Origin of the sequence: Actinomadura nitritigenes (genome assembly GCF_017573545.1) — a bacterium.
GTDB classification, from domain to species: domain Bacteria; phylum Actinomycetota; class Actinomycetes; order Streptosporangiales; family Streptosporangiaceae; genus Spirillospora; species Spirillospora nitritigenes.
In genome coordinates, this window is record NZ_JAGEOK010000038.1 from 68,021 (window position 1) to 87,471 (window position 19,451).

Consider the following 19,451-nt stretch of genomic DNA (forward strand, 5'->3'; position numbering starts at 1 on the left):
GCTCCCACGGTGGCGCGAGAGGCCCCTTGCGAAGATCGCGAGGGGCCTCTGAGCTGGGAGCCGGCGAGGGGACTTGAACCCCTAACCTTCTGTTTACAAGACAGATGCTCTGCCAATTGAGCTACGCCGGCGGGCTCGTCCCGCATCGTAGTCGACCGCGCGGGGGGTTCGCGCGGGGGTTTCGGGGCGGGCGGCGGTGTGATTTGCAGTGGTGAGCGGGCACAAGGGGGTGCAGCACTCTGGGAGGGGGCCCCACGTGAGCATCACCGGGATCATCACCGCGATCGTCATCGGGGCGATCATCGGCGGGCTGGGGCGGTTGCTGCTGCCCGGGCGGCAGCCGATCGGCGTCGTGCTGACCGTGCTGATCGGGATCGTGGCGGCGCTCGTCGGGACCGCGATCGCGCAGAAGACCGGGGTCGCCACGACGAACGGGGTCGACTGGATCGAGCTGGTCTTCCAGGTCGGCCTGGCCGTGATCGGGGTCGCGGCCGTCGCCGCGTGGCGGCGGAACCGAGGGCGCACGAGATGAGGCGGCGGGAGCCCAGGGCCCGGCGGGTGGGGGCGCCGCACGGGCGGTGTTCCGGGGTGGGCTGAGGAAGTCCTTCCTGCGGGTCAGGGGGCCAGTTCGCGGCGGCGCGCCAGGGGGCGTCGTAGGCGGCCGCGACTAGGGCGAAGAACTCGTCCGGGCGGCCCCCCGGCCTGGATTGGGGGCCGCTTCGACCATGCGGCGGGTCTGTCGGGGACGCGGGCATCGAGGTGTTCGGGGTGATGCTCGGCCGCGAGGTGGTCGGTCTCGACGGCGCGGAGGTGGCGTGGTCGGCCGGACGACCGTCCGCCCCGCCTGCTGCCGCGCCCGGACGATCCGCGCCTTCTGCGGCGGCGCACCCGCGCGAACAGCGTCCCCGCTGGGTATCTCGGCGACGGGGTGAACGGCGCGTCGGCGCTGCGCCTTGTGGTGGTCGCCGCCAAGTGTGTCTGCCGGCGGGTCTTCGGCAGATGGCTGTGGCGTCCCTTGCCAGGCGCTGGACGCTGCGGTGAGCTGGAACGAGGAGGCGCGGATGACGGACATGGAGGGCGGGGTGGCGGGGCCTTCGGGCCTGGAGGCGGCGCGCTGGTGGGCGCGGATGATGCGCGATCCGATGGACGCCTACGGCGCGCTGTTCCGCCGGTACGGGGACGCGGTGCGGCTCCCGCGCGACCGGAGGCGGGCGCTGTACCTGCTGTCGCGGCCGGAGCACGCGGAGCACGTCCTCGTCGCGAAGCAGGACAACTACGTCAAGGCGTTCACGTACCGGCCGCTGCGGGTGTTCCTCGGCGACGGGCTGCTGACGAGCGAGGGCGAGACGTGGCGGCGGCACCGGCGGCTCGTGCAGCCGGTCTTCGCGCAGCGGCACCTCGCCGCGTTCGCGCCCGGGATGGCCGGGGTCGCGGCGCGGTCGGTCGGGCGGTGGCCGGACGGCGTGACGCTCGACGCCGCCGCGCACATGCGCCGGGTGACGCTGGACATCGTCGGGCGGGTGCTGTTCGGCAGCGACCTCGCGGCGGAGTCCGACGCGACCGGGCGGGCGCTCGCGGATCTGCAGCGCGGCGCCGTCATCGGTCTCGGCGCGACGTTCCTCGGCGACGCGGGGCTGCGGCGGGCGTTCCGGCTGGTGCCGGGCGCGCAGCGGGCCGCCGCGCAGCTCGGCGGGCTGGTCGGGCGGGTGATCGGCGAGCGCCGCGCGGCGGGCCCCGGCGCGGAGCCGGACCTGCTGGACCTGCTGATGCGCGACGGCGATCCGCCGCTGTCGGACGCGGAGCTGCGCGACGAGGTGCTGACGCTGCTGCTGGCCGGGCACGAGACGACCGCGGCTGCGCTGACCTGGACGCTGGTCCTGCTGTCGCGGTACCCGGCGGCGCGCGACCGGCTGGAGGCGGAGGTCGACGAGGTCCTCGGCGGCCGGGAGCCGGACGCCGGCGACGTCGATCGGCTGCCGTGGACGCGGGCCGTGCTGTCGGAGTCGATGCGGCTGTGCCCGCCCGCGTGGACGATCGAGCGGGACGCGGTCGCGGACGACGACGTCGCGGGCGCGGAGGTGACGGCGGGCTCGACCGTGGCGATCTCCCCCTATCTCCTGCACCGCAATCCGGATCTGTGGCCGGATCCGGAGGGGTTCCGGCCGGAGCGGTTCCTCGGCGAGCAGGACCGTCCCCGCCACGCGTACCTGCCGTTCGGCGGCGGGCGGCGGATCTGCGTGGGGGCGGGCTTCGCGATGATGGAGGCGGTGCTGGTGCTCGCCCTGATCAGCCGGTCGGTGCGCCTCGATCTGGCGCCGGGCGTCGCGGTCCCGGCGCGGGCGGAGGTGACGCTGCGGCCGGCGCGTCCGGTGCCGATGCGGGTCTCGCGGAGGTAGCCGCCCGGAGAGCCGCGGCACACCAACTGGACGTCCAATCGAAAAGGGGTCTTGGCAAAAGGCGTCGCCACCTCTACATTCCCGGGAGCGGCGGTAAGTGATCGCTTGCCGCACCCACCCCGGGAGGCTCCAAGTGAAGAGCTCGTTCACCCGCCGTCCGGCGCGGGCGGCCCTGCGCGGCCTGGCCGCGGCGGCGCTCGCGTCCCTGCTCGGCACCGCCGCGGTGGCCGCCCCCGCGCGGGCGGCGGACACGTACCCGCCCGGCGACATCGGGACGTCCCTGGTGAACTTCTTCAACAGCCCCGACGCGGTCGCCGGCGCGAACGACTGGAACTGCAAGCCGAGCGCCGAGCATCCGACGCCGGTCGTCCTCGTCCACGCCACGTTCGTGAACCTCGGCACCAACTGGAGCGTGCTGTCGCCGATGCTGGCGAACGAGGGCTACTGCGTCTTCGGCTTCAACTACGGCATGACGCAGCTGTCCTTCGACCGGATCGGCGGGCTCGGCGACATCGCCGGATCCGCCGCGACCCTGGACGCGTTCGTCGACAAGGTGCTCGCCGCGACCGGCGCGCAGCAGGTCGACCTCGTCGGGCACTCCCAGGGCGGGATGATGCCGAACTACTACCTCAAGCGGCTCGGCGGCGCGTCCAAGGTCCGCACGTTCGTCGCGCTGGCGCCCAGCAACCACGGGACGACCATCGACGGCGTCCTCGACCTCGGCAGGACGCTCAACCTGCTCGGCTTCGCCAACCAGGCCCTCAACGACGCGGGCGCGCCGGGGCTCGTGCAGCAGGAGCAGGGCTCGGACTTCCAGAACGCCCTGTTCGGCGACGGCGACACCGTCCCGGGGCCCCGGTACGTCGTCATCGAGACCAAGAACGACATCGTCGTCACGCCGTACACGAACGCGTGGCTGAACGGTGACAGCGTCACCAACATCCTCGTCCAGGACCAGTGCCCGGACGACACCGTCGGCCATGTCGGGATGTTCAACGACAGCCCGGTCATGCAGGACGTCCTCAACCAGCTCGGAGCGAACGCCCCCGGCTTCAAGCCCGTGTGCGAGGGCTACGGCCTGCCGCTGTAACCGCTCACTCCTCGGCCTGTTCCGCCTCCTGGGCGGCCTGCTCCGGCGTCCGGGACCTCGGCACCGGGATGTGGAACAGGTCGGGGAGCCGGCGGACCGCGTCGGGGTCTCCGGACACCGCGGCGCCGCCGTCCTCGACCGCCGCGCGCATCGACGAGCGGCCCGACGCCATCGCGATCAGTACGTCCTCGCTCATCGCGATCGACGCGTCGGGCCGCTGCGCCGGGCCGTGCACCAGATGGACCGCCCCGTCGTCGACTTCCGCGTGGAACACCTCGTCGTCCACGCGGAACTCGTACACCAGGCGCAGCCCGGCCGACGCCTCCGGCACGAAGCACGCCTCCATGCCGAGCACCGCCCACCCCGGATGGAACGTCTCGCCCTCGCGCCGCTCGCCGAGCGCCCACCGCATGCCCCAGCGCGCCAGCGCGAGCACCGCCGGGCCCAGCTCCTCGCCCGCCTCGGTCAGCGCGTACGCGGAGGTGCGGGCGGGCGGCGGCAGCGTGACCTTCCGCGCGAGCCCCTCGCGTTCGAGGTGCTTCAGCCGCGCCGCGAGCAGCCCGGTGCCGAGGCCGCGCAGGCTCGCCTGCAGGTCGCCGAACCGTTTCGGGCCGGTCAGCAGCTCGCGGATCAGCAGCAGCGTCCAGCGCTCGCCGACGAGGTCGAGGGTCCGCGCCGTCGCGCAGTACTGGTTGTAGGTCCGCTGCTCCACCGCATCACTCTAAGCGCACGCCTCGGTGATCAGCCGGGCCAGGGCGCCGGGCCGGGTGAGCATGACGTCGTGCGGGCCGTCGATCGGGACCGTCCGGTATCCGAGGGCCTTGGCGCACTGCTCGAACGGGTAGGCGCTCGGCCTGCAGAGGATCGCGGTCCCGGGGATCCGGTCGGCGGCGCCGGTGAGGCGGGTCGGCTCCTCGAACGTGCGGGCCGGCTGCGGGCGCATCCGCTCGGCGAGCCAGGCCGCGTCGTCCGGGTCGTCGATGCCGAGGGCCGCGGGCGGCGGGACGGCGATCCGCCCGCCGGACGTGCGGCCCCGCAGCGCCTGGACGAACGGGTCGGGCGCCAGGCCGTAGAGGCTCGTCCCGTCGGCGCCGGCCCAGCCGTCCACCAGGACCAGGTGGCGGACGCGGTCCGGCCGGCGGTCGGCGGCCTCCCGCACGACCAGGCCCGCGTAGCTGTGCCCGACCAGCACGACGTCGCCGTCGATGCCGTCGAGCGCCGCGACGACCTCGCCGGCGTGGTCGTGGAGGCCGACGTCGCCCTCGCTGAGGGACGGGGCGAGGGTGCGGGCACCGGCGTCGTGCAGGAACGGGATCATCCGGTCCCAGGCCCAGGGGCCGTGCCAGGCGCCGGCGACGAGGACGAACGTGGTCATGAGCGGACCTCCGCGGAAACGAGGGGACGGACGCGACCGGCGAACTCCTCCAGTGCGGCCTCGTGGTCGTCGGTCGCGAAACGGACCACGATGTGGCGGGCGCCCGCCTCGATGTAGCGGGTGAGCCAGGCGGCCGCGTCCTCCGGCGTGCCGGCGAACATCGCCTGGATGGAAGCGATGAACTCCAGCGGCGCGTTGTAGTAGCGCTCGATGCTGGCGCGGAGCCTCTCCCGCGCGCGCTCGGGGTCGTCGTCCAGGCAGAACGTCGCGTACAGGGCCGGGGTGACCGGGCGCCGCGCCGCCTCCCGGATCGTCTCGGCCTCCTTCGCGTAGACGGCGTGCTCGGGCGGGTACGGAAGCCAGCCGTCGGCGACGCGGGCGACCCGGCGCAGCGCGGGTCCGCCGCCGGCGAGCCAGACCGGCGGGCCTCCGGGCCGGGCCGGCGGCGGCGCGACGCTCACGTCCTCGAACGCGAAGTGCTCGCCCGCGAACGAGACGGACTCGCCGGTCCAGAGCAGCCGCATCGCCTCGATCGACTCCTCCAGCCTGCGGCCCCGGGTCGCGAAGTCGACGCCGAGCGCGGTGAACTGCGCCCGGGTGGCGTCGGTCGGGAAGCCCGCGCCCATGCCCGCGATCACCCGTCCGCCGCTGAGCCGGTCGAGGGTGCCGAGCTGGTGCGCGAGCAGGATCGGGTGCCGCAGCGCGGGCAGCAGCACCGCGGTGCCGAGCTCCACCCGTTCCGTGGCCTGCGCCACGGCGGCCATGAGCAGCAGCGGGTCCGCCCGCTGCCGCGTGATGGGGCTGTCGCCGGCCCAGACCGAGTCGTAGCCGAGCGCTTCGGCCCGCGCGGCGTACGCGACGAGCCGGCGCGGCGCGTGCTCGCCCGACACCGTCTGGTCGCGCGTCGGCAGCAGGTAGCCGAACCGTGTCTCCGGCATGGATCACCTCCGGTGGTCGATTCCGGCCCGATCCTAGACATTGACTTCCTGATTTTGAAGTCTAAGGTTCATTTTCAGGAAGTTCGATCCGGAAGGAAGACTGATGACGGCACCGACCTACACGGCCGAGGCGCGCGTGACCGGAGGCAGGAACGGGCGCGGGCGGACGGCCGACGGGCGCCTCGACCTGACCCTGCGGCTGCCCAAGGAGATGGGCGGTGACGGCGAGGGCGTCAACCCCGAGCAGCTCTTCGCCATCGGGTACGCGGCCTGCTTCGGCTCCACGATGAGCGTGCTCGGGCAGCGCAAGGGACTCGAGGCGGACGACTCCGAGATCGACGCGAGGGCGATGCTCATTCCCACCGAGGGCGGACCCTTCAAGCTGGGCGTCGAGCTCGACGTGACCCTGCCGTCGCTCACCGATGCCGAGGCGGCCGACCTGGGACGCGCCGCACACCGGTTGTGCCCGTACTCCAGCGCGATCCGCGGCAACGTCGACGTCGCGATCGTCGTCAACGGGACGCGCTTGTAGCCGCCCCGCCGCACCACCGTGGTCATGCGGCGCCGCTCAGTCGTGCGGCGCCGTTCAGGCGTGCGGCGCTTTTTCCTCCCGCTGGTTCCGCCTCCGGGCCCGGACCAGCGGGAGGAACAGCTCGTCCACGATCTCGGTCAGCACCTCGTCCGGCACCGGGCGGTCCGTGAGCAGCATCTCGTGCCGGACGAGGTCGGCCGGCATCCGCGCGAGCCGCGGGCTCACCGCGCCGGGCGCCACCTCGCCCCGGTCGGCGGCGCGGCGCAGGATGACCGACATCGCGTCCGGGATCACCTCGAACGTGCCCGGATCGAGTTCGTGCGCCTCCGCCATCAGGCCGTGGACCAGGTCGGGTCCGAACTCGCCGAACCGCTGCGCCATGCGCCGCAGGACCGCCAGGACGTCGCCGCGCAGGCTCCCGGTGTCGGGCACGTCGTCCGCGATCGAGGGGTACCGGTACCGCAGCGCCGCGAGGACGAGGTCGGCCCGGCGGGGCCACCGGCGGTAGATGACCTGCTTGCCGGTCCGCGCGCGCGCCGCGACGTTCTCGATGGTCAGGCCCGCGTAGCCGGAGGCGTCCAGCTCGTCCCAGACCGCGTCCAGGATCGCCGCCTCCAGGGCGGTCCCGCGCCGCCGCGCCTTCGCCTCGCCGGTCACGCCGCTCCTCCCATAAGAGACCTTGCGTCTCTTGTCCTGTGCAGCCTACACTCCGGGCCGTTAGAGACGCGTCGTCTCTTAGGAGGCCTTGTGACCGCCGGTACCCGGACCGCTCCCGAACGGCTCGACCCCGCCCTTCTCCGCCTCGCCGGGATCCTCGTCACCGGCGCCATCGCCCCGCTCCTCGACAGCACGATCGTCAACGTCGCGATCGGGCGGCTCGGCCGCGACCTGCACGCGCCGGTGGCCGAGATCCAGTGGGTGATCACCGCCTACCTGCTGGCCCTCGCGATGGCGATCCCGCTCACCGGCTGGGCCGAGGGCCGCTTCGGCGCCCGCCGCGTGTGGCTGTTCGCCCTCGGCCTGTTCCTGCTCGGCTCCGTGCTGTGCGGGGTGGCCTGGAACGTCGGCTCCCTGATCGCCTTCCGCGTCCTGCAAGGGGCGGGAGGCGGGCTGATGACGCCGGTCATGCAGACGCTGCTGATGCGCGCGGCCGGCGGCCGCCAGATCGGCCGGCTGATGGCCGCGATCAGCATGCCCGCGCTGGTCGGGCCCATCCTCGGGCCCGTCGTCGGCGGCCTCGTCGCCGGTCATGCCGGCTGGCGGTGGATCTTCTACGTCAACGTGCCGGTCTGCCTCGCCGCGTTCGTCCTCGCCTGGCGCGGCCTCCCGCGCACCCCGCCGCGCGGCGCCTCCCGCCCCGACCTCACCGGCATCCTCCTGCTGTCCCCGGCGCTCGCCGCCCTCATCTACGGGCTCTCGCAGGCGGACACCGGTTTCGGCCGCCCCCGCGTGATCGTCGCCCTGGCCGCGGGCGCCGTGCTGCTCGCGGCGTTCGTCGTCCACGCGCTGCGCACGCCGTCCGAACCCGCGATCGACCTGCGGCTGTTCCGCAGGCGGACGTTCGCCGCGTCCGCGAGCCTGCTGTTCCTGTCCGGGCTCTCCCTGTTCGGCGCGATGCTGCTGCTACCGCTCTACTACCAGCAGGTCCGCGGGCACGGCGTGGTCGTCGCCGGTCTCCTGCTCGCGCCGCAGGGACTCGGCAGCCTGCTCGTCCGCACCCGCCTCGGGGCCCTCACCGACCGGCTCGGCCCCCGCCCCGTCGTCCTCACCGGCCTCGTCCTGACCGTCCTCGGCACGCTCGCCTACGCCGAGGCGGGGCCGCACACCAGCGAATGGCTGCTCGGCGCGTCCCTCGCCGTCCGCGGCGCGGGCCTCGGCGGCGTCACCCTCGCCGTCATGACCGCCGCCTACCAGGGCCTCGGCCCGGACGAGATCCCCCACGCCAGCAGCGCCACCCGCGTCATCGTGCAGGTCGGCGGCTCCTTCGGCGCCGCCGTCCTCGCGGTCGTCCTGGAGCACCAGACGTCCGGCGGCGCCGCGCCGTCCACCGCGTACGCGCACGCCTTCTGGTGGTCGCTCGCCTTCACCGCCCTCGCCTTCGTCCCGGCCCTCCTCCTTGGCCGAAGTGGGCCAGTACATGTTTCTGCCTAAGTGGACACCCTCGTGCGCCAATCTTTGATCTCATAGAGCAGCGATACCAGTACATAGAGTTACGGTGCGGTCTGGGGGCATTATGGTCGGGGACTCGAAAGTCTCGTGGGACGGGGCGGGAAGACGGGCGAGGACAGTCCCTCCCGGCCGCTACGCGCCGCTCGCGCACGATCCCGGATTCCTGCTGCTCAGGAGGAGGTTCCTGGTCGCGGCCGCGAGCCTCACCGCCGCCTTCTTCGGGTGGTACGCGGTCTACGTCGCGCTGTCGGCGTTCGCGCGCGGGTTCATGGCGCGTCAGGTCGCCGGGCACGTCAACGTGGCGCTGCTGCTCGGCCTGCTGCAGTTCGCCTCGACGTTCCTGCTGGCCTGGGCCTACGTCGCCTACGCGCGGCGGCGGCTGGACCCGCTCGCCGAGGACCTGCGGTCCCGGCGCCCGTCCGCGCCCGGCGAGGGGGTGACCCGGTGATGCCGGCGCTCGACGGGCGGGCGCTGACCTGCACGCTGTTCGTGGTCTTCGTGCTCATCACGCTCGGCATCACGGTGTGGGCGCGCGCCAACACCAACGGAGCCGACGACTTCTACGCGGGCGGGCGTACGTTCAACGGTGCGCAGAACGGGATCGCGCTCGCCGGCGACTACATGTCGGCGGCGTCGTTCCTCGGCATCGCGGGCCTCATCGCGCTGTCCGGATACGACGGGTTCCTGTACTCCATCGGGTTCCTGGTCGCGTGGCTGCTGACGCTGCTGCTGGTCGAGCTCATGCGCAACGCCGGGCGGTTCACCATGGCGGACGTGCTCGCGCACCGGGTGCGGCGGCAGCCGCCGGTGCGGCGCGCGGCGGTCGTGTCGACCGTGACCGTCTCGGTGTTCTACCTGCTCGCGCAGATGGTCGGCGCGGGCGCGCTGGTGTCGCTGCTGCTCGGCATCCACCGCGGCCGGGAGTTCCTCGGCATGTCCGCCGGCACCGCCCGGACGGCCACGATCGTCGTGGTCGGCGCGCTGATGATCTGCTACGTGATGTTCGGCGGGATGAAGGCCACCACCTGGGTGCAGATCATCAAGGCGGTGCTGCTGACCGCCGGGGCGCTGGTGCTGACCGGGCTCGTGCTCGCCCGGTTCGGCTTCGACCTCGGCGCGATGCTCGGGTCCGCCGCGCACGCCAGCGGGAAGGGCGAGGCGTTCCTGCGCCCGGGCCTGCGGTACGGCGAGGACGTGCCCGGCGACGCGTACCGGACGATCGTCAACAAGCTCGACTTCATCAGCCTGGCGGTCGCGCTGCTGCTCGGCACGGCGGGCCTGCCGCACATCGTCACCCGCTTCTTCACCGTGCCGGACGCGAAGGCCGCGCGGACGTCGGTGTCGTGGGCGATCGGCCTCGTCGGCCTGTTCTACCTGATGACGCTGGCGCTCGGGTTCGGCGCGGCGGCGCTGGTCGGGCGGGCGGCGATCGTCGCGCAGGACCCGTCCGGCAACACCGCCGCGCCGCAGCTCGCGCAGGAGCTCGGCCGGCACCTCGGCGGGCAGGTCGGCGGCGACATCCTGCTCGCGTTCATCGGCGCGGTGGCGTTCGCGACGATCCTCGCGGTGGTGGCGGGCCTGGTGCTGGCCTCGTCGACCTCGCTCGCGCACGACTACTTCGGGCAGGTGCTGATGCTCGGCCGCCCGCGCGAGTCGCAGGAGGTGGCGGTCGCGCGGTTCGCCTCGTTCCTGGTCGGCTCGCTGGCCATCGTGCTGGCCGTCGTCGCGCGGAACCTGAACGTGGCGTTCCTGGTGGCGCTGGCGTTCGCGATCGCGGCGGCGTCGAACCTCCCGGCGATCGTGCTGACGCTGTTCTGGCGGCGGTTCAACTCGGCCGGGGTGACGGCCGGCATCTACGGCGGGCTGATCAGCTCGCTGGTGCTGGTGTTCTTCTCGCCGGTCGTGTCGGGGAAGGTCGACCCGGTCACCGGCGAGAACCTGGCGCTGTTCCCCAAGGGCGTCGACTTCCACCTGTTCCCGCTGGAGAACCCCGGCATCGTGTCGATCCCGATCGGGTTCATGTGCGCGATCGCGGGGACCTTCCTCGGACGGGAGAAGGCCGACCGGGCCCTGTACGACGACATGTCGGTGCGGGCGCTGACGGGCGCCGGCTCGCACTGAGCCGGGTCCGTCGCCCCGCCCGCCGCCGAGGTGATCGCGACGCGCCGCCGGGTACCCGGCTACCATTCCGTTCCGGACTCCGGTTACCCGCCGGTAAGGGACGGCTGGTGGCGGCTCCGGGACGCGCGGTGACGCGCCCTCCGGGGCCGTCCCCGGAATGTGCCGGGCGCCCGGGCGCCCGGCACATCGCGTGGCAGAATGTCAGATCGCGCCGTGGACCACGGCGGACGGCCGAGGGGAGGTGCGGCGGCGTGTCCCATGCCGGTCGGCGCCGTGCCCCGCGCGAGCGGCCGGCGGCGCGGTTCGGCGCCCGGACCACCGCGACGCTCACCGTCCTCACCCTGGCCGCCGCGGTCGCGGTGCCGGCGGCGCTCGTCCCCGACGAGGCCGATACCGTGCCCCGCTCCGTCCGCGGCGCGGCGGCCGGCGCGGCGATGCGGACCGCGACCGACCAGATCCGCGCCCGCGAGTGGCACCTGACCGTCCTCCGCGCGCAGAAGGCCTGGCACTACTCCAAGGGCGCCGGCGTGACGGTCGCCGTCCTCGACACCGGCGTCGACAAGAACCACCCCGACCTCACCGGCCGGGTCGTCACCGGCCCCGACCTGACCAGCGGCGAGCGCCGCCCCGGCAGCCGCTACTGGGGCCTGCACGGGACGTCCATGGCCAGCATCATCGCCGGTCACGGCCACGGCCCCGGCCTCGCGCAGGGCATGCTCGGGATCGCGCCGGCGAGCAGGGTCCTGTCCGTCCGGGTGACGTTGGAGAACAACGACCCGCTGCGCAAGACCGATACATCGGCCGGCACCGGCGCGCGCGACGCCGTCGCGCAGGGCATCCGGTACGCGGTCGACCACGGCGCCGGCATCATCAACATGTCCCTCGGCGGCGGCCGCCAGTCCTACAACGGCAACCCCGCCCAGGAGAACGCGATCAAGTACGCGCTGAGCAAGGGCGTCGTGCTGATCGCGTCCGCGGGCAACGACGGCTCCGGCGCCGACCGCAAGAACTTCCCCGCCGCCTACCCCGGCGTGATCGCGGTCGGCGCGCTCGACCGCAAGCTGCACCTGTGGAAGGACAGCAACCGCAACTCGCACGCGAGCGTGTGCGCGCCCGGCGTCGACATCGTCAGCGCCGACGCCAGCAACGGCTACGTCGTCGGGACGGGCACCAGCGCCTCGTCCGCGATGGTCGCGGGGGTCGCCGCGCTGATCCGCTCCCGCTACCCCAAGCTCAGCCCCGACGAGGTCCGGCAGGCACTGGTCAAGGGCTCGCCCGCCCGCCGCGGCCACCCGACCGGCTCGGCGACCTGCGCGGGGTCGGTCGACGCCGTCCGCGCCCTCGTCGCCGCCAACACGCTGAACAAGACGTCGAAGGGGCCGGTCGAGGCGGCGCCGGCCCCGTCCGCCACGCCGGCGCCGGCCGCCGACTCCTCGTCCGCGGACTCGGGCGTCCTGCTCCCGCTGGTGCTCGGCGGCGGCGGCGTGCTGGTGATCGTCGGGCTGGTCCTCGGCTGGCGGCAGCGGCGCCGCCCCGGCGACGAGGACGGCGCCCTGCCGATCGGCGACGAGCCGTTCGGCGACGGCGGGCCGGACGACGACGACCCCACGCCCGGCTACCGGCTGCCCGGCGCTCCGCCCGAGCCCGCCGCGATGCCGTCGCCCGGCGCCGTCCCTCCGGCGGCCTCCGCCGCGCCGCCCATCGCGCCGGTCAGCACCGCGCCGTTCCAGAGCTCGCACCCCTACACCGGTCCCGGCCTGCCGCCTCCGGCCGACTACCCGGAGGCTCCGGCGGGATGGCCCGCCCAGGGCACGCCGCCGCTCCCGGAACCGGTCGCCGAGGCCGAACCGTACCTCCCCGAGCACGCGCTGCCGCCGGACCAGTGGGACGAGCCGTCCTGGGAGAACGGCGCGCCGCCGGAGAACGGCACGCCGCCCGGGCACCCTCCTGTGATGGCGAGCGAGCTGCGCCCGTTCGTCCCCGGCGAGTTCCCGGTCGGGGAGTTCCCCGTCGGCGGGATGAACGGGACGCTCCCCGGCCCGGTCGAGGGGTTCTCCCCGAACGGGCGGCACCTGCGCGACGACCGTCCCGCGAACGGCCACGACCACGCCGGCGGACGCCACCTCGCCAACGGCCACAACGGGCACGACCCGCGCAACGGGCACGACTTCACGAACGGCCGGGACGCGATGAACGGCGCCGGCGGTCCGGCGGTGAACGGCGCGGGCGGCGCGGCGTCGAACGGCGCGCCTGACGACGACGCCCCCGCGCTGGACGACGAGGACTGGGAGCGGTTCAGGCGCAGCGCACTCGAGGGGCCCGGCACGTCCGAACCCGAGGTCCCCACCGCGCCGCAGGACCCGACGCCCGACCCGCCCGCCGCGCAGCCTCCCGCCGCGCAGCCGCCGGTCGCGCAGCCGCCGTCCGCCACGCCGCCGTTCGGCGTACCTCCTGTGGACGACGCCGGGGGCCTCCCCGCGCCGCCCCCCGTCCCGCCGGCGCCGCCCGTCCCGCCCGCCGGACCGGCGGACGACGACGCCCGCGGCCGCCAGGCCCGCCGCCCCTACTCCTCCAACGAGGACGACGACTACCGTCCTCCCTGGTGGTGAGCGCCGCGGGCGGCGGGGCCGGGGCCGTACTCCGGCGGGCGTAGCGCAGGAGCCTCCCGCCGTCCGATTCGCGCCCCCGAACCCGTCGCGCAGCATCGAACCATCCGCTCACAGGAAGGTCGATGACCATGTTGACGACGCTCGCGACGCACCCCGGCCCGTGGCACGACGGCGGCGGCGCCCCCGGCTACTGGCCCGTCTTCCCGATCATGTTCGGGCTGTTCTGGCTGGCCGTGCTCGGCGCCGGTTTCTACCTGGTCCGGCGCCGGATGACGGTGTCCGCCGCGGCCACCGCGGCCGCGTCCGACCCGATGGCGAAGGCGCAGGAGCTGCTCGCCGAACGGTTCGCCCGCGGTGAGATCGACGAGGACGAGTACCTGATGCGCCGGTCGGCGCTCCGCAACGGCGGCTGACCGTCAGTCCAGGCCCGCCTCTTCGAAGATCTTGTCGATGCCGTCCGGGTCCATCGGGTCCCGGGCGGCGGCGTCGGCGAACCGGGTGAGCAGCCGGGCGAACTCGGCGCGCTCGGCGTCCGTCCAGTCGTTCATCAGCCCCTGGAAGTAGGCGCGGCGGTACCGGTCGGCGACCTGCTTGACCCGGCGGCCGGCGTCGGTCAGCCCGAGGTTGGCGCGGCGCGCGTCGACGGGGGAGGGGCGCCGGGACACCAGGCCGGCGTCGATGGCGTGCCCGACCAGCCGGCTCGCGGTGGACGGGTCGATCTCCAGCCGGTCCGCGACGGCGCCGACGGTGATCTCGCAGCTCACCTCGGACTCGCCGGCCTCGCAGGCTTCCCGGGCTTCGCCGCCGGTGCCGCCGGTGCCGCCGGTGCCGCCGGACGGCGGGCCGGGCCGCTCGGCCGGCGGCTCGTCGGTGAGCGCGGCGACGGCGTTCACCACCATCAGGTTGGAGATCTGCAGCGGTCGCCCGCCGGGGCCGCCGGCGGTCCGCGCGCGGATCCGCTTCATCATGTCGGGCTTGATCCAGACCCGGCGCAGGTGGAACAGCGCGGCGCCGATGGCGGCGAGGACCGGGTCGGGCCGGTCGCCCCGGTCGCCGCTCACCGGGCGCCTCGGACCGTGGTCCAGCCTGCGGTCTCGTGGCGGGGCGTGTCCGTCGCCATGCAAGGGTCTCCCGTTCAGATTCCAGTCACCGCGGGACAGCGGACGGTGCGCCTTCAACTCTAACGGCTGTACGGTGCATATGTTCTTTATGTGTCCTTTATCCGGCTCGTTCGGGTCGATTCGGGACTGCGGCGGCCGATGTGCCCGCCGTTGGCGATGGGACACGGGACAATGGAGAGCCGCAGGTGAACGGGGATGTGGTGCACTGAACGACCGGCCCGCGTTCCGCCGGAACCGCCGGACGATGTCGGCCCGGACGCGTAGCATGGCACCGGCCGAACCCGGACGACCCGGGATCAGTGACCACAGAGGGGACCTGATGCGAGCGGCGAACGCCCCCGGCGACGTCCCCGGCGACGTCCCTCCCCAGGACGGCGGCACGGACGACGGCTCAGCCCTGAAACGCGTGACCGACCCACCCACCGACCCATCCCTCACCGGCGAGGACGGCATCGAGGACGCCGCCGCCTTCCCGGCCGACCTGCTCTCCGAGCGCGACCGCCGGATCCTGTCCTTCGAGCGGCAGTGGTGGAAGCACGCCGGAGCCAAGGAGCAGGCCATCCGCGAGCACTTCGACATGTCGGCGACGCGGTACTACCAGCTCCTGAACATCCTCATCGACCGGCCCGAGGCGCTGGAGTGCGACCCGATGCTGGTCAAGCGGCTGCGCCGGCTGCGGTCGCAGCGGCAGCGGCAGCGCGCCGCGCGGCGGCTCGGCATCCGGCCCTGAGTCGACCACCATAGGTCGGCGTGAACTCTCCCCACTCTGTGACGGCCGTCGGCGCCGACGGCCTCGACGCGATCCGCACCGACCCTTCCCGGGCCGTGCTCGGCTTCGACTTCGACGGCACCCTCGCGCCGATCGTGGACGACCCGGCCGCGGCCCGGGCCCACCCCGGGGCCGCACCGGCGCTGGCCCGGCTGGCCCCGCGGGTGGGCACCCTTGCGATCATCACCGGCCGTCCCGCGCGCGTGGCCGTGGAGTACGGCGGCTTCGAGGGCGTCGACGGCCTGGTGGTGCTCGGCCAGTACGGGCTGGAACGCTGGGAGTCCGGCGTGTTCACCGAGCCGGACCCGCCGCCCGGGATCGCCGAGGCGCGCGCGAAGCTGCCCGGCGTGCTGGAGGCGGCGGGCGCGCCGCCCGGGACGTTCGTCGAGGACAAGGCGCACGCGCTCGTCGTGCACACGCGGCGCTGCGCCGAGCCGCAGGTCGCGCTCGACCGGCTGCGCAGCATCATCGCGGCGCTCGCCGAGCGCACCGGGCTCGCCGTCGAGCCCGGCCGGTACGTGCTGGAGCTGCGTCCACCGGGTGTGGACAAGGGACGGGCGCTGCGCTCGCTCGCCGAAGCGTTCGCCGAGAAGCGGGGCGCCCCTCCCTCAGCGGTGCTGTTCGCCGGTGACGATCTCGGCGATCTGGCGGCGTTCGACGCGGTGGACGCGCTGCGCGCCGAGGGCGTGCCGGGCGTCGCGGTGTGCAGCGGTTCCAACGAGGTGACGGAGCTCGCCGACCGCGCCGACCTGGTCGTTGACGGCCCCGAGGGCGTCATCGAGCTGCTCGGGACGCTGCTCGACGGCTGATTCCACGTCGGAGTGACAAGTGCCGTAACCAGATTTGTCGCATCTCGCGTGACTCTTGTGGCACCCGTAGACCAGACGTCCAATTGCGCCAAAATATGGTGGATTGCGGTATGTGTGGTCATCGGGCGGCCACGTGAGCGACACGGGAGGTTGGGACGGTGGACACGGATCCGGGAATCCCGCGCCGTCCGGGCGAGATCCGGCACACGCCGCCGCGCGGTTTCCCCTCACCGGCGGCGACCCCCGCCCAGGGCACGCCGGTCCCTCCGGTGGCCGCTCCGGCGGGGGGCGGCGGCGCGCCCATCCCGCCCGGTGCTCCGGCGCGGCCGATCGTGCACGCCCCGCCACCCGGGCAGCCCCACGCGGGCGCCGGGCGGGCGCCGGGCGGTCATGCGCCCGCCGCCCAGGCGCCCGGTGGCGGCACGCCGCCGCACGCCTGGGGCCCGGTCCCCGCGTCGTCGCCGCAGACCGGTCCGCAGCCCACCGTGCCCCGCGCGCAGACGGGCCCGCAGGCCGCTGTCCCTCGCGCGCAGACCGGTCCGCAGGCCGCGGTTCCCGGCTCGCAGACGGGTCCGCAGGCCGCAGTGCCTCATCGCCAAACCGGGCCCCAAGCCGCCGTGCCCAGGGCGCAGACCGGGCCCCAAGCCGCGGTGCCGCGCGCGCACACAGGCCCGCAAGCCGCCGTCCCCCGCCCTCAGACGGGTCCGCAGGCTGCCGTGCCCCGCGCGCAGACCGGCCCGCAGGCCGCCGTGCCCGGCTCGCAGACCGGGCCGCAACGGCCCGTGCGGCAGCCCATCACGCAGGGCGACATGGCCTGGTCCGGTGTTCCGGCGGCGCAGGACGACTTCGCGGCGCGCGACGTCCCGAGACGCGGCGAGCCGGCCGAGGACGCGTCCGGCGCCGGACCGATGGGCACCCGGGAGACCAGCGGCGTCCAGGTGCGGCTCGGGTCGCGCGCCCTCGACAGGCAGGAGCGGAACCGCCGACGCGGCGGGCGCCGCGGCGGCCTCATCGCGGGCGGCGTGCTCGTGCTCGCGGGACTGGTCGCGGCGGGGCTCGTGCTGATCCCGCGGTCCGGCGACGACAAGGGCGGCGGCGGTGAGGGACCGGCGCCCGCGACGGCCGAGCAGCGGCCGACCGGCGGCCAGGCGCGGATGCCGCGCACCGGGACGCCCATCGAGGTCGGCACGGCCGACGGGTCGAAGTACCGGCTCGCGGCGGTCGGCGGGGGCGTCAGTGACGACGGCGTGGTGACCACCTTCCAGTCATCGCCGCCGTCCGGGACGTCGTTCGCCTACATCGAGTACGTGCTGACCAACCCGACCGGCCACAAGGTGCTGCTCGACTTCCCGGGCGACATCTTCCTCAGGCGCTCACTCGTCACGAAGGCGGCGCAGGGGCGGTGCATGCCGCAGGCCGGCGTCCCCGAGGAGATGTGCACGCCGCCGACGCAGAGCCAGGTCGTGCGGCGGCTCGCGGGCGGCGACCTCGTTCCCGGGGACGGCGGCGACAAGTACATGGCGCCGGGCGCGTCCTACCTGGTCCGCGCGACGGTGGACGTGCCGGTGGCGCGGCGGCTGACGCGGTCGGACATGGGCCTGTACGTGTGGAAGCAGCTGTACATGGCCGACCAGCTCGCCAAGCAGGTGCCGTTCCCCAGCGGCGGCAAGTAGCCGGCGGGCACGGCACGCGGACGAGCACGCCGAAGGAGCCGGGGACGGCGGGGCGGGCGGACACGCGTACGCCGTGACCGTCCGAGCTATCCGGACGGTCACGGCGTCGCCGGCCGATGGCCTGCCTGGGGGCGCGCGGCCGCGGGGTCAGAGCACCCTCGGGCGCGGACCCGCGCGGGTGGCTACTCGGCCTCGGGGTCATCGGCGAGGATCCCGTAGATGCGGCGGCGGGCGTCGTTGATGACGTCCAGCGCGCGCGCCTTCTGGGCATCGCTGCCGACTGCCATGACCTGTTTCATGGCGCCGAGGAGCTGGCCGAACGCCTCGCGCTCGCGCAGCGCGTTCGCGCCCGCGGCCTCGGTGACCTCGTCCCACGGGGCGGTGGTCTGCGCCGCCGCCTGCTCGCGACCGGTGTCGGTGAGGGAGAACAGCCGCTTGCCGCCCTCCTCCTGGCTGGTGACCAGGCTCTCGTCCTCCAGCATCTGCAGGGTCGGGTAGACCGAGCCGGGGCTCGGCCGCCAGACGCCGCCGGTGCGCTCGTCGAGTTCCTGGATCATCTCGTAGCCGTGCATCGCCCGCTCGGCGAGCAGGGCGAGCAGCGCGGCCCGCACGTTCCCGCGGCGGGTGCGCCGGCCGCGGCCGCGTCCGTGGTGACCGGGGCCGAAGCCGGGTCCGCCCGGTCCGAAGCCCCCGCCGCCGGGACCCCACGGGCCGAACGGATCGCCGCGCCGCGCGCGTCCTTCGGGTCCGCCGGGGCCGCGCCTTCTCATCGTGTGTCCATGCATCGCGGTTCTCCTTCGTTCCGCCCGATCACACGGTTGTGATCGGTTGCGATGCATTAACGATATATCGGAAACGCTCGCGATGCAACATTCGGCTCCGGAGGTGGCCCTCAGCGCAGGCGGGGCAGGAGCTCGGCGACCCTGTCGAGCTGCTCGTCGATCTCCCCGAGACCCGTCGTTCCGAGCCGCAGCACGAGATGCCGGGCGCCGCCCGCGGTGTACTCCGCGAGCTGCGCCACGACCTCGTCGGCGCTGCCCGCGGCCACGGCCTGGATCTTCCGGACCTCGTCCAGCGGCAGCCCGTAGTTGGAGAGGGCGAACCGCTCCAGCGTCCGGCGCCTCGCAGCGGGGTCGTCCTCGATCAGGACGGACGCGAAGAGAGCCGGCGTCACGGCATCGGGCGCGCGCCCATGCGCCTCAGCGGCGCGCTGGACGTCCGCCAACGCCGCCTTGTAGTCGGCAGGGTCAGGCGGGTAGGGGAGCCACCCGTCGTACATGCGCCCGGTGCGGGACAAGGCCGTCGGTGTCACACCCGCCAACCAGATCGGCGGACCGTCCTTGCGGAACGGCGCCGTCATGGTGGGGAGATCGTCGAAGTGGAGCAGCTCGCCGTGGAACGCCTTGTTCTCCGGCTCGTGCCATAGCTGTCGCCATAGCGCGACGGTCTCGTCCAACCGTGCGAAGCGCTTCTCCCAGGGGACCTCGGACGCGGCGTACATCGGCTTGCCGAACCGGCCCGGGAAGCCCGCACCGACCGTCACCGTAAGGCGCCCCTGTGAAAGCAGGTCGATCGACGCGAGCGTCTGGGCCGCCTGCAGGGGACGGCGGAGCACGGGCATCAGCGCCGCCGTCCCGAGGGTGACGCGCTCGGTCACCGACGCGGCGGCCGCCAGCATCGTCAGCGCCTCGATGCGCGACTCGGTGATGCCGTCGTTGACCCATAGGGAGTCGAACCCGAGGCGTTCGGCGCGTGCGGCGAAACCGATGAGGTCGCGCGGGTCGGTCCCGCCCCACTGGGCCCTGCCTATGGGGATGAGGACGCCGATACGGATGTCGTCGTTGTTCAT

Annotated in this window: 19 protein-coding genes and 1 tRNA gene; 12 read left to right on the plus strand and 8 right to left on the minus strand. The window is 74.1% G+C overall.

Going from position 1 to position 19,451, the window contains the following annotated elements:
* Nucleotides 1-58 precede the first annotated feature (58 nt).
* Nucleotides 59-131: transfer RNA gene (locus tag J4557_RS41110), tRNA-Thr, on the minus strand.
* Nucleotides 132-256: 125 nt separating this feature from the next.
* Between J4557_RS41110 and J4557_RS41115 the strand changes: the two genes are divergently transcribed.
* The 3 genes from J4557_RS41115 to J4557_RS41125 all read left to right on the plus strand — a co-directional run bounded on the left by J4557_RS41115 (nucleotide 257) and on the right by J4557_RS41125 (nucleotide 3,486).
* A complete protein-coding gene (locus J4557_RS41115) occupies nucleotides 257-532 on the plus strand; it encodes a GlsB/YeaQ/YmgE family stress response membrane protein (RefSeq protein WP_208272246.1) in 276 nt (91 codons plus the stop codon).
* A 529-nt stretch (nucleotides 533-1,061) separates the two neighbouring features.
* Nucleotides 1,062-2,396: a cytochrome P450 gene (locus J4557_RS41120; protein WP_208272247.1), complete on the plus strand. Its 1,335-nt coding sequence runs from the start codon at nucleotides 1,062-1,064 to the stop codon at nucleotides 2,394-2,396.
* A 133-nt stretch (nucleotides 2,397-2,529) separates the two neighbouring features.
* On the plus strand, nucleotides 2,530-3,486 hold the full coding sequence (locus J4557_RS41125) for an esterase/lipase family protein (protein WP_307800502.1): 957 nt from the start codon (nucleotides 2,530-2,532) through the stop codon (nucleotides 3,484-3,486).
* Nucleotides 3,487-3,490: 4 nt separating this feature from the next.
* Here the strand turns inward: J4557_RS41125 and J4557_RS51965 are convergent, their stop codons facing one another.
* Genes J4557_RS51965 through J4557_RS41140 form a run of 3 tightly spaced genes read right to left on the minus strand, consistent with a single transcriptional unit; the run spans nucleotide 3,491 to nucleotide 5,799 of the window.
* Nucleotides 3,491-4,198, minus strand: a complete 708-nt coding sequence (locus J4557_RS51965) for a winged helix-turn-helix transcriptional regulator (RefSeq protein WP_208272248.1) — start codon at nucleotides 4,196-4,198, stop codon at nucleotides 3,491-3,493.
* Nucleotides 4,199-4,207: 9 nt separating this feature from the next.
* A complete protein-coding gene (locus tag J4557_RS41135) occupies nucleotides 4,208-4,861 on the minus strand; it encodes an alpha/beta fold hydrolase (RefSeq protein WP_208272249.1) in 654 nt (217 codons plus the stop codon).
* A complete protein-coding gene (locus J4557_RS41140) occupies nucleotides 4,858-5,799 on the minus strand; it encodes an LLM class flavin-dependent oxidoreductase (protein WP_208272250.1) in 942 nt (313 codons plus the stop codon). The genes J4557_RS41135 and J4557_RS41140 overlap by 4 nt, the downstream gene beginning before the upstream one ends.
* Before the next feature lie 103 nt (nucleotides 5,800-5,902).
* Between J4557_RS41140 and J4557_RS41145 the strand changes: the two genes are divergently transcribed.
* Nucleotides 5,903-6,331 (plus strand): organic hydroperoxide resistance protein, encoded by a 429-nt coding sequence (locus tag J4557_RS41145; RefSeq protein ID WP_208272251.1) that lies wholly within the window; start codon nucleotides 5,903-5,905, stop codon nucleotides 6,329-6,331.
* Between the two features lie 54 nt (nucleotides 6,332-6,385).
* On the opposite strand, the gene J4557_RS41150 is transcribed toward J4557_RS41145, so the two are convergent.
* Nucleotides 6,386-6,988, minus strand: a complete 603-nt coding sequence (locus J4557_RS41150; RefSeq protein WP_208272252.1) for a TetR/AcrR family transcriptional regulator — start codon at nucleotides 6,986-6,988, stop codon at nucleotides 6,386-6,388.
* A 90-nt stretch (nucleotides 6,989-7,078) separates the two neighbouring features.
* Between J4557_RS41150 and J4557_RS41155 the strand changes: the two genes are divergently transcribed.
* From J4557_RS41155 to J4557_RS41175, 5 genes are all read left to right on the plus strand, one after another.
* Nucleotides 7,079-8,482: an MDR family MFS transporter gene (locus J4557_RS41155; protein WP_208272253.1), complete on the plus strand. Its 1,404-nt coding sequence runs from the start codon at nucleotides 7,079-7,081 to the stop codon at nucleotides 8,480-8,482.
* A gap of 82 nt (nucleotides 8,483-8,564) precedes the next feature.
* The gene (locus tag J4557_RS41160) at nucleotides 8,565-8,948 is read left to right on the plus strand and encodes a DUF485 domain-containing protein (RefSeq protein ID WP_208272254.1); all 384 of its coding nucleotides are present in this window, start codon (nucleotides 8,565-8,567) and stop codon (nucleotides 8,946-8,948) included.
* A complete protein-coding gene (locus tag J4557_RS41165; RefSeq protein WP_208272255.1) occupies nucleotides 8,948-10,621 on the plus strand; it encodes a monocarboxylic acid transporter in 1,674 nt (557 codons plus the stop codon). Before J4557_RS41160 ends, J4557_RS41165 begins: the two co-directional genes overlap by 1 nt.
* 251 nt (nucleotides 10,622-10,872) lie before the next feature.
* A complete protein-coding gene (locus J4557_RS41170) occupies nucleotides 10,873-13,230 on the plus strand; it encodes a S8 family peptidase (protein WP_208272256.1) in 2,358 nt (785 codons plus the stop codon).
* Nucleotides 13,231-13,352: 122 nt separating this feature from the next.
* Nucleotides 13,353-13,643, plus strand: a complete 291-nt coding sequence (locus J4557_RS41175) for an SHOCT domain-containing protein (protein WP_208272257.1) — start codon at nucleotides 13,353-13,355, stop codon at nucleotides 13,641-13,643.
* Nucleotides 13,644-13,646: 3 nt separating this feature from the next.
* Here J4557_RS41175 and J4557_RS41180 read toward each other — a convergent pair whose 3' ends face one another.
* On the minus strand, nucleotides 13,647-14,291 hold the full coding sequence (locus tag J4557_RS41180) for a MarR family winged helix-turn-helix transcriptional regulator (RefSeq protein ID WP_307800503.1): 645 nt from the start codon (nucleotides 14,289-14,291) through the stop codon (nucleotides 13,647-13,649).
* A 379-nt stretch (nucleotides 14,292-14,670) separates the two neighbouring features.
* Between J4557_RS41180 and J4557_RS50295 the strand changes: the two genes are divergently transcribed.
* The 3 genes from J4557_RS50295 (at nucleotide 14,671) to J4557_RS41195 (ending at nucleotide 17,602) form a co-directional block, all read left to right on the plus strand.
* A complete protein-coding gene (locus J4557_RS50295) occupies nucleotides 14,671-15,081 on the plus strand; it encodes a DUF3263 domain-containing protein (RefSeq protein ID WP_208272258.1) in 411 nt (136 codons plus the stop codon).
* 20 nt (nucleotides 15,082-15,101) lie between these two features.
* A complete protein-coding gene (gene otsB / locus J4557_RS41190; RefSeq protein WP_307800504.1) occupies nucleotides 15,102-15,929 on the plus strand; it encodes a trehalose-phosphatase in 828 nt (275 codons plus the stop codon).
* A 716-nt stretch (nucleotides 15,930-16,645) separates the two neighbouring features.
* The gene (locus tag J4557_RS41195) at nucleotides 16,646-17,602 is read left to right on the plus strand and encodes a hypothetical protein (RefSeq protein ID WP_208272259.1); all 957 of its coding nucleotides are present in this window, start codon (nucleotides 16,646-16,648) and stop codon (nucleotides 17,600-17,602) included.
* Nucleotides 17,603-17,784: 182 nt separating this feature from the next.
* On the opposite strand, the gene J4557_RS41200 is transcribed toward J4557_RS41195, so the two are convergent.
* Both J4557_RS41200 and J4557_RS41205 read right to left on the minus strand, forming a co-directional pair.
* Complete coding sequence (locus J4557_RS41200) at nucleotides 17,785-18,387, minus strand: PadR family transcriptional regulator (RefSeq protein ID WP_208272260.1); 603 nt, start codon at nucleotides 18,385-18,387, stop codon at nucleotides 17,785-17,787.
* 107 nt (nucleotides 18,388-18,494) lie between these two features.
* Nucleotides 18,495-19,451 carry an LLM class flavin-dependent oxidoreductase gene (locus J4557_RS41205; protein ID WP_208272261.1) on the minus strand — a complete coding sequence of 319 codons (957 nt, stop codon included), beginning with the start codon at nucleotides 19,449-19,451 and terminating at the stop codon, nucleotides 18,495-18,497.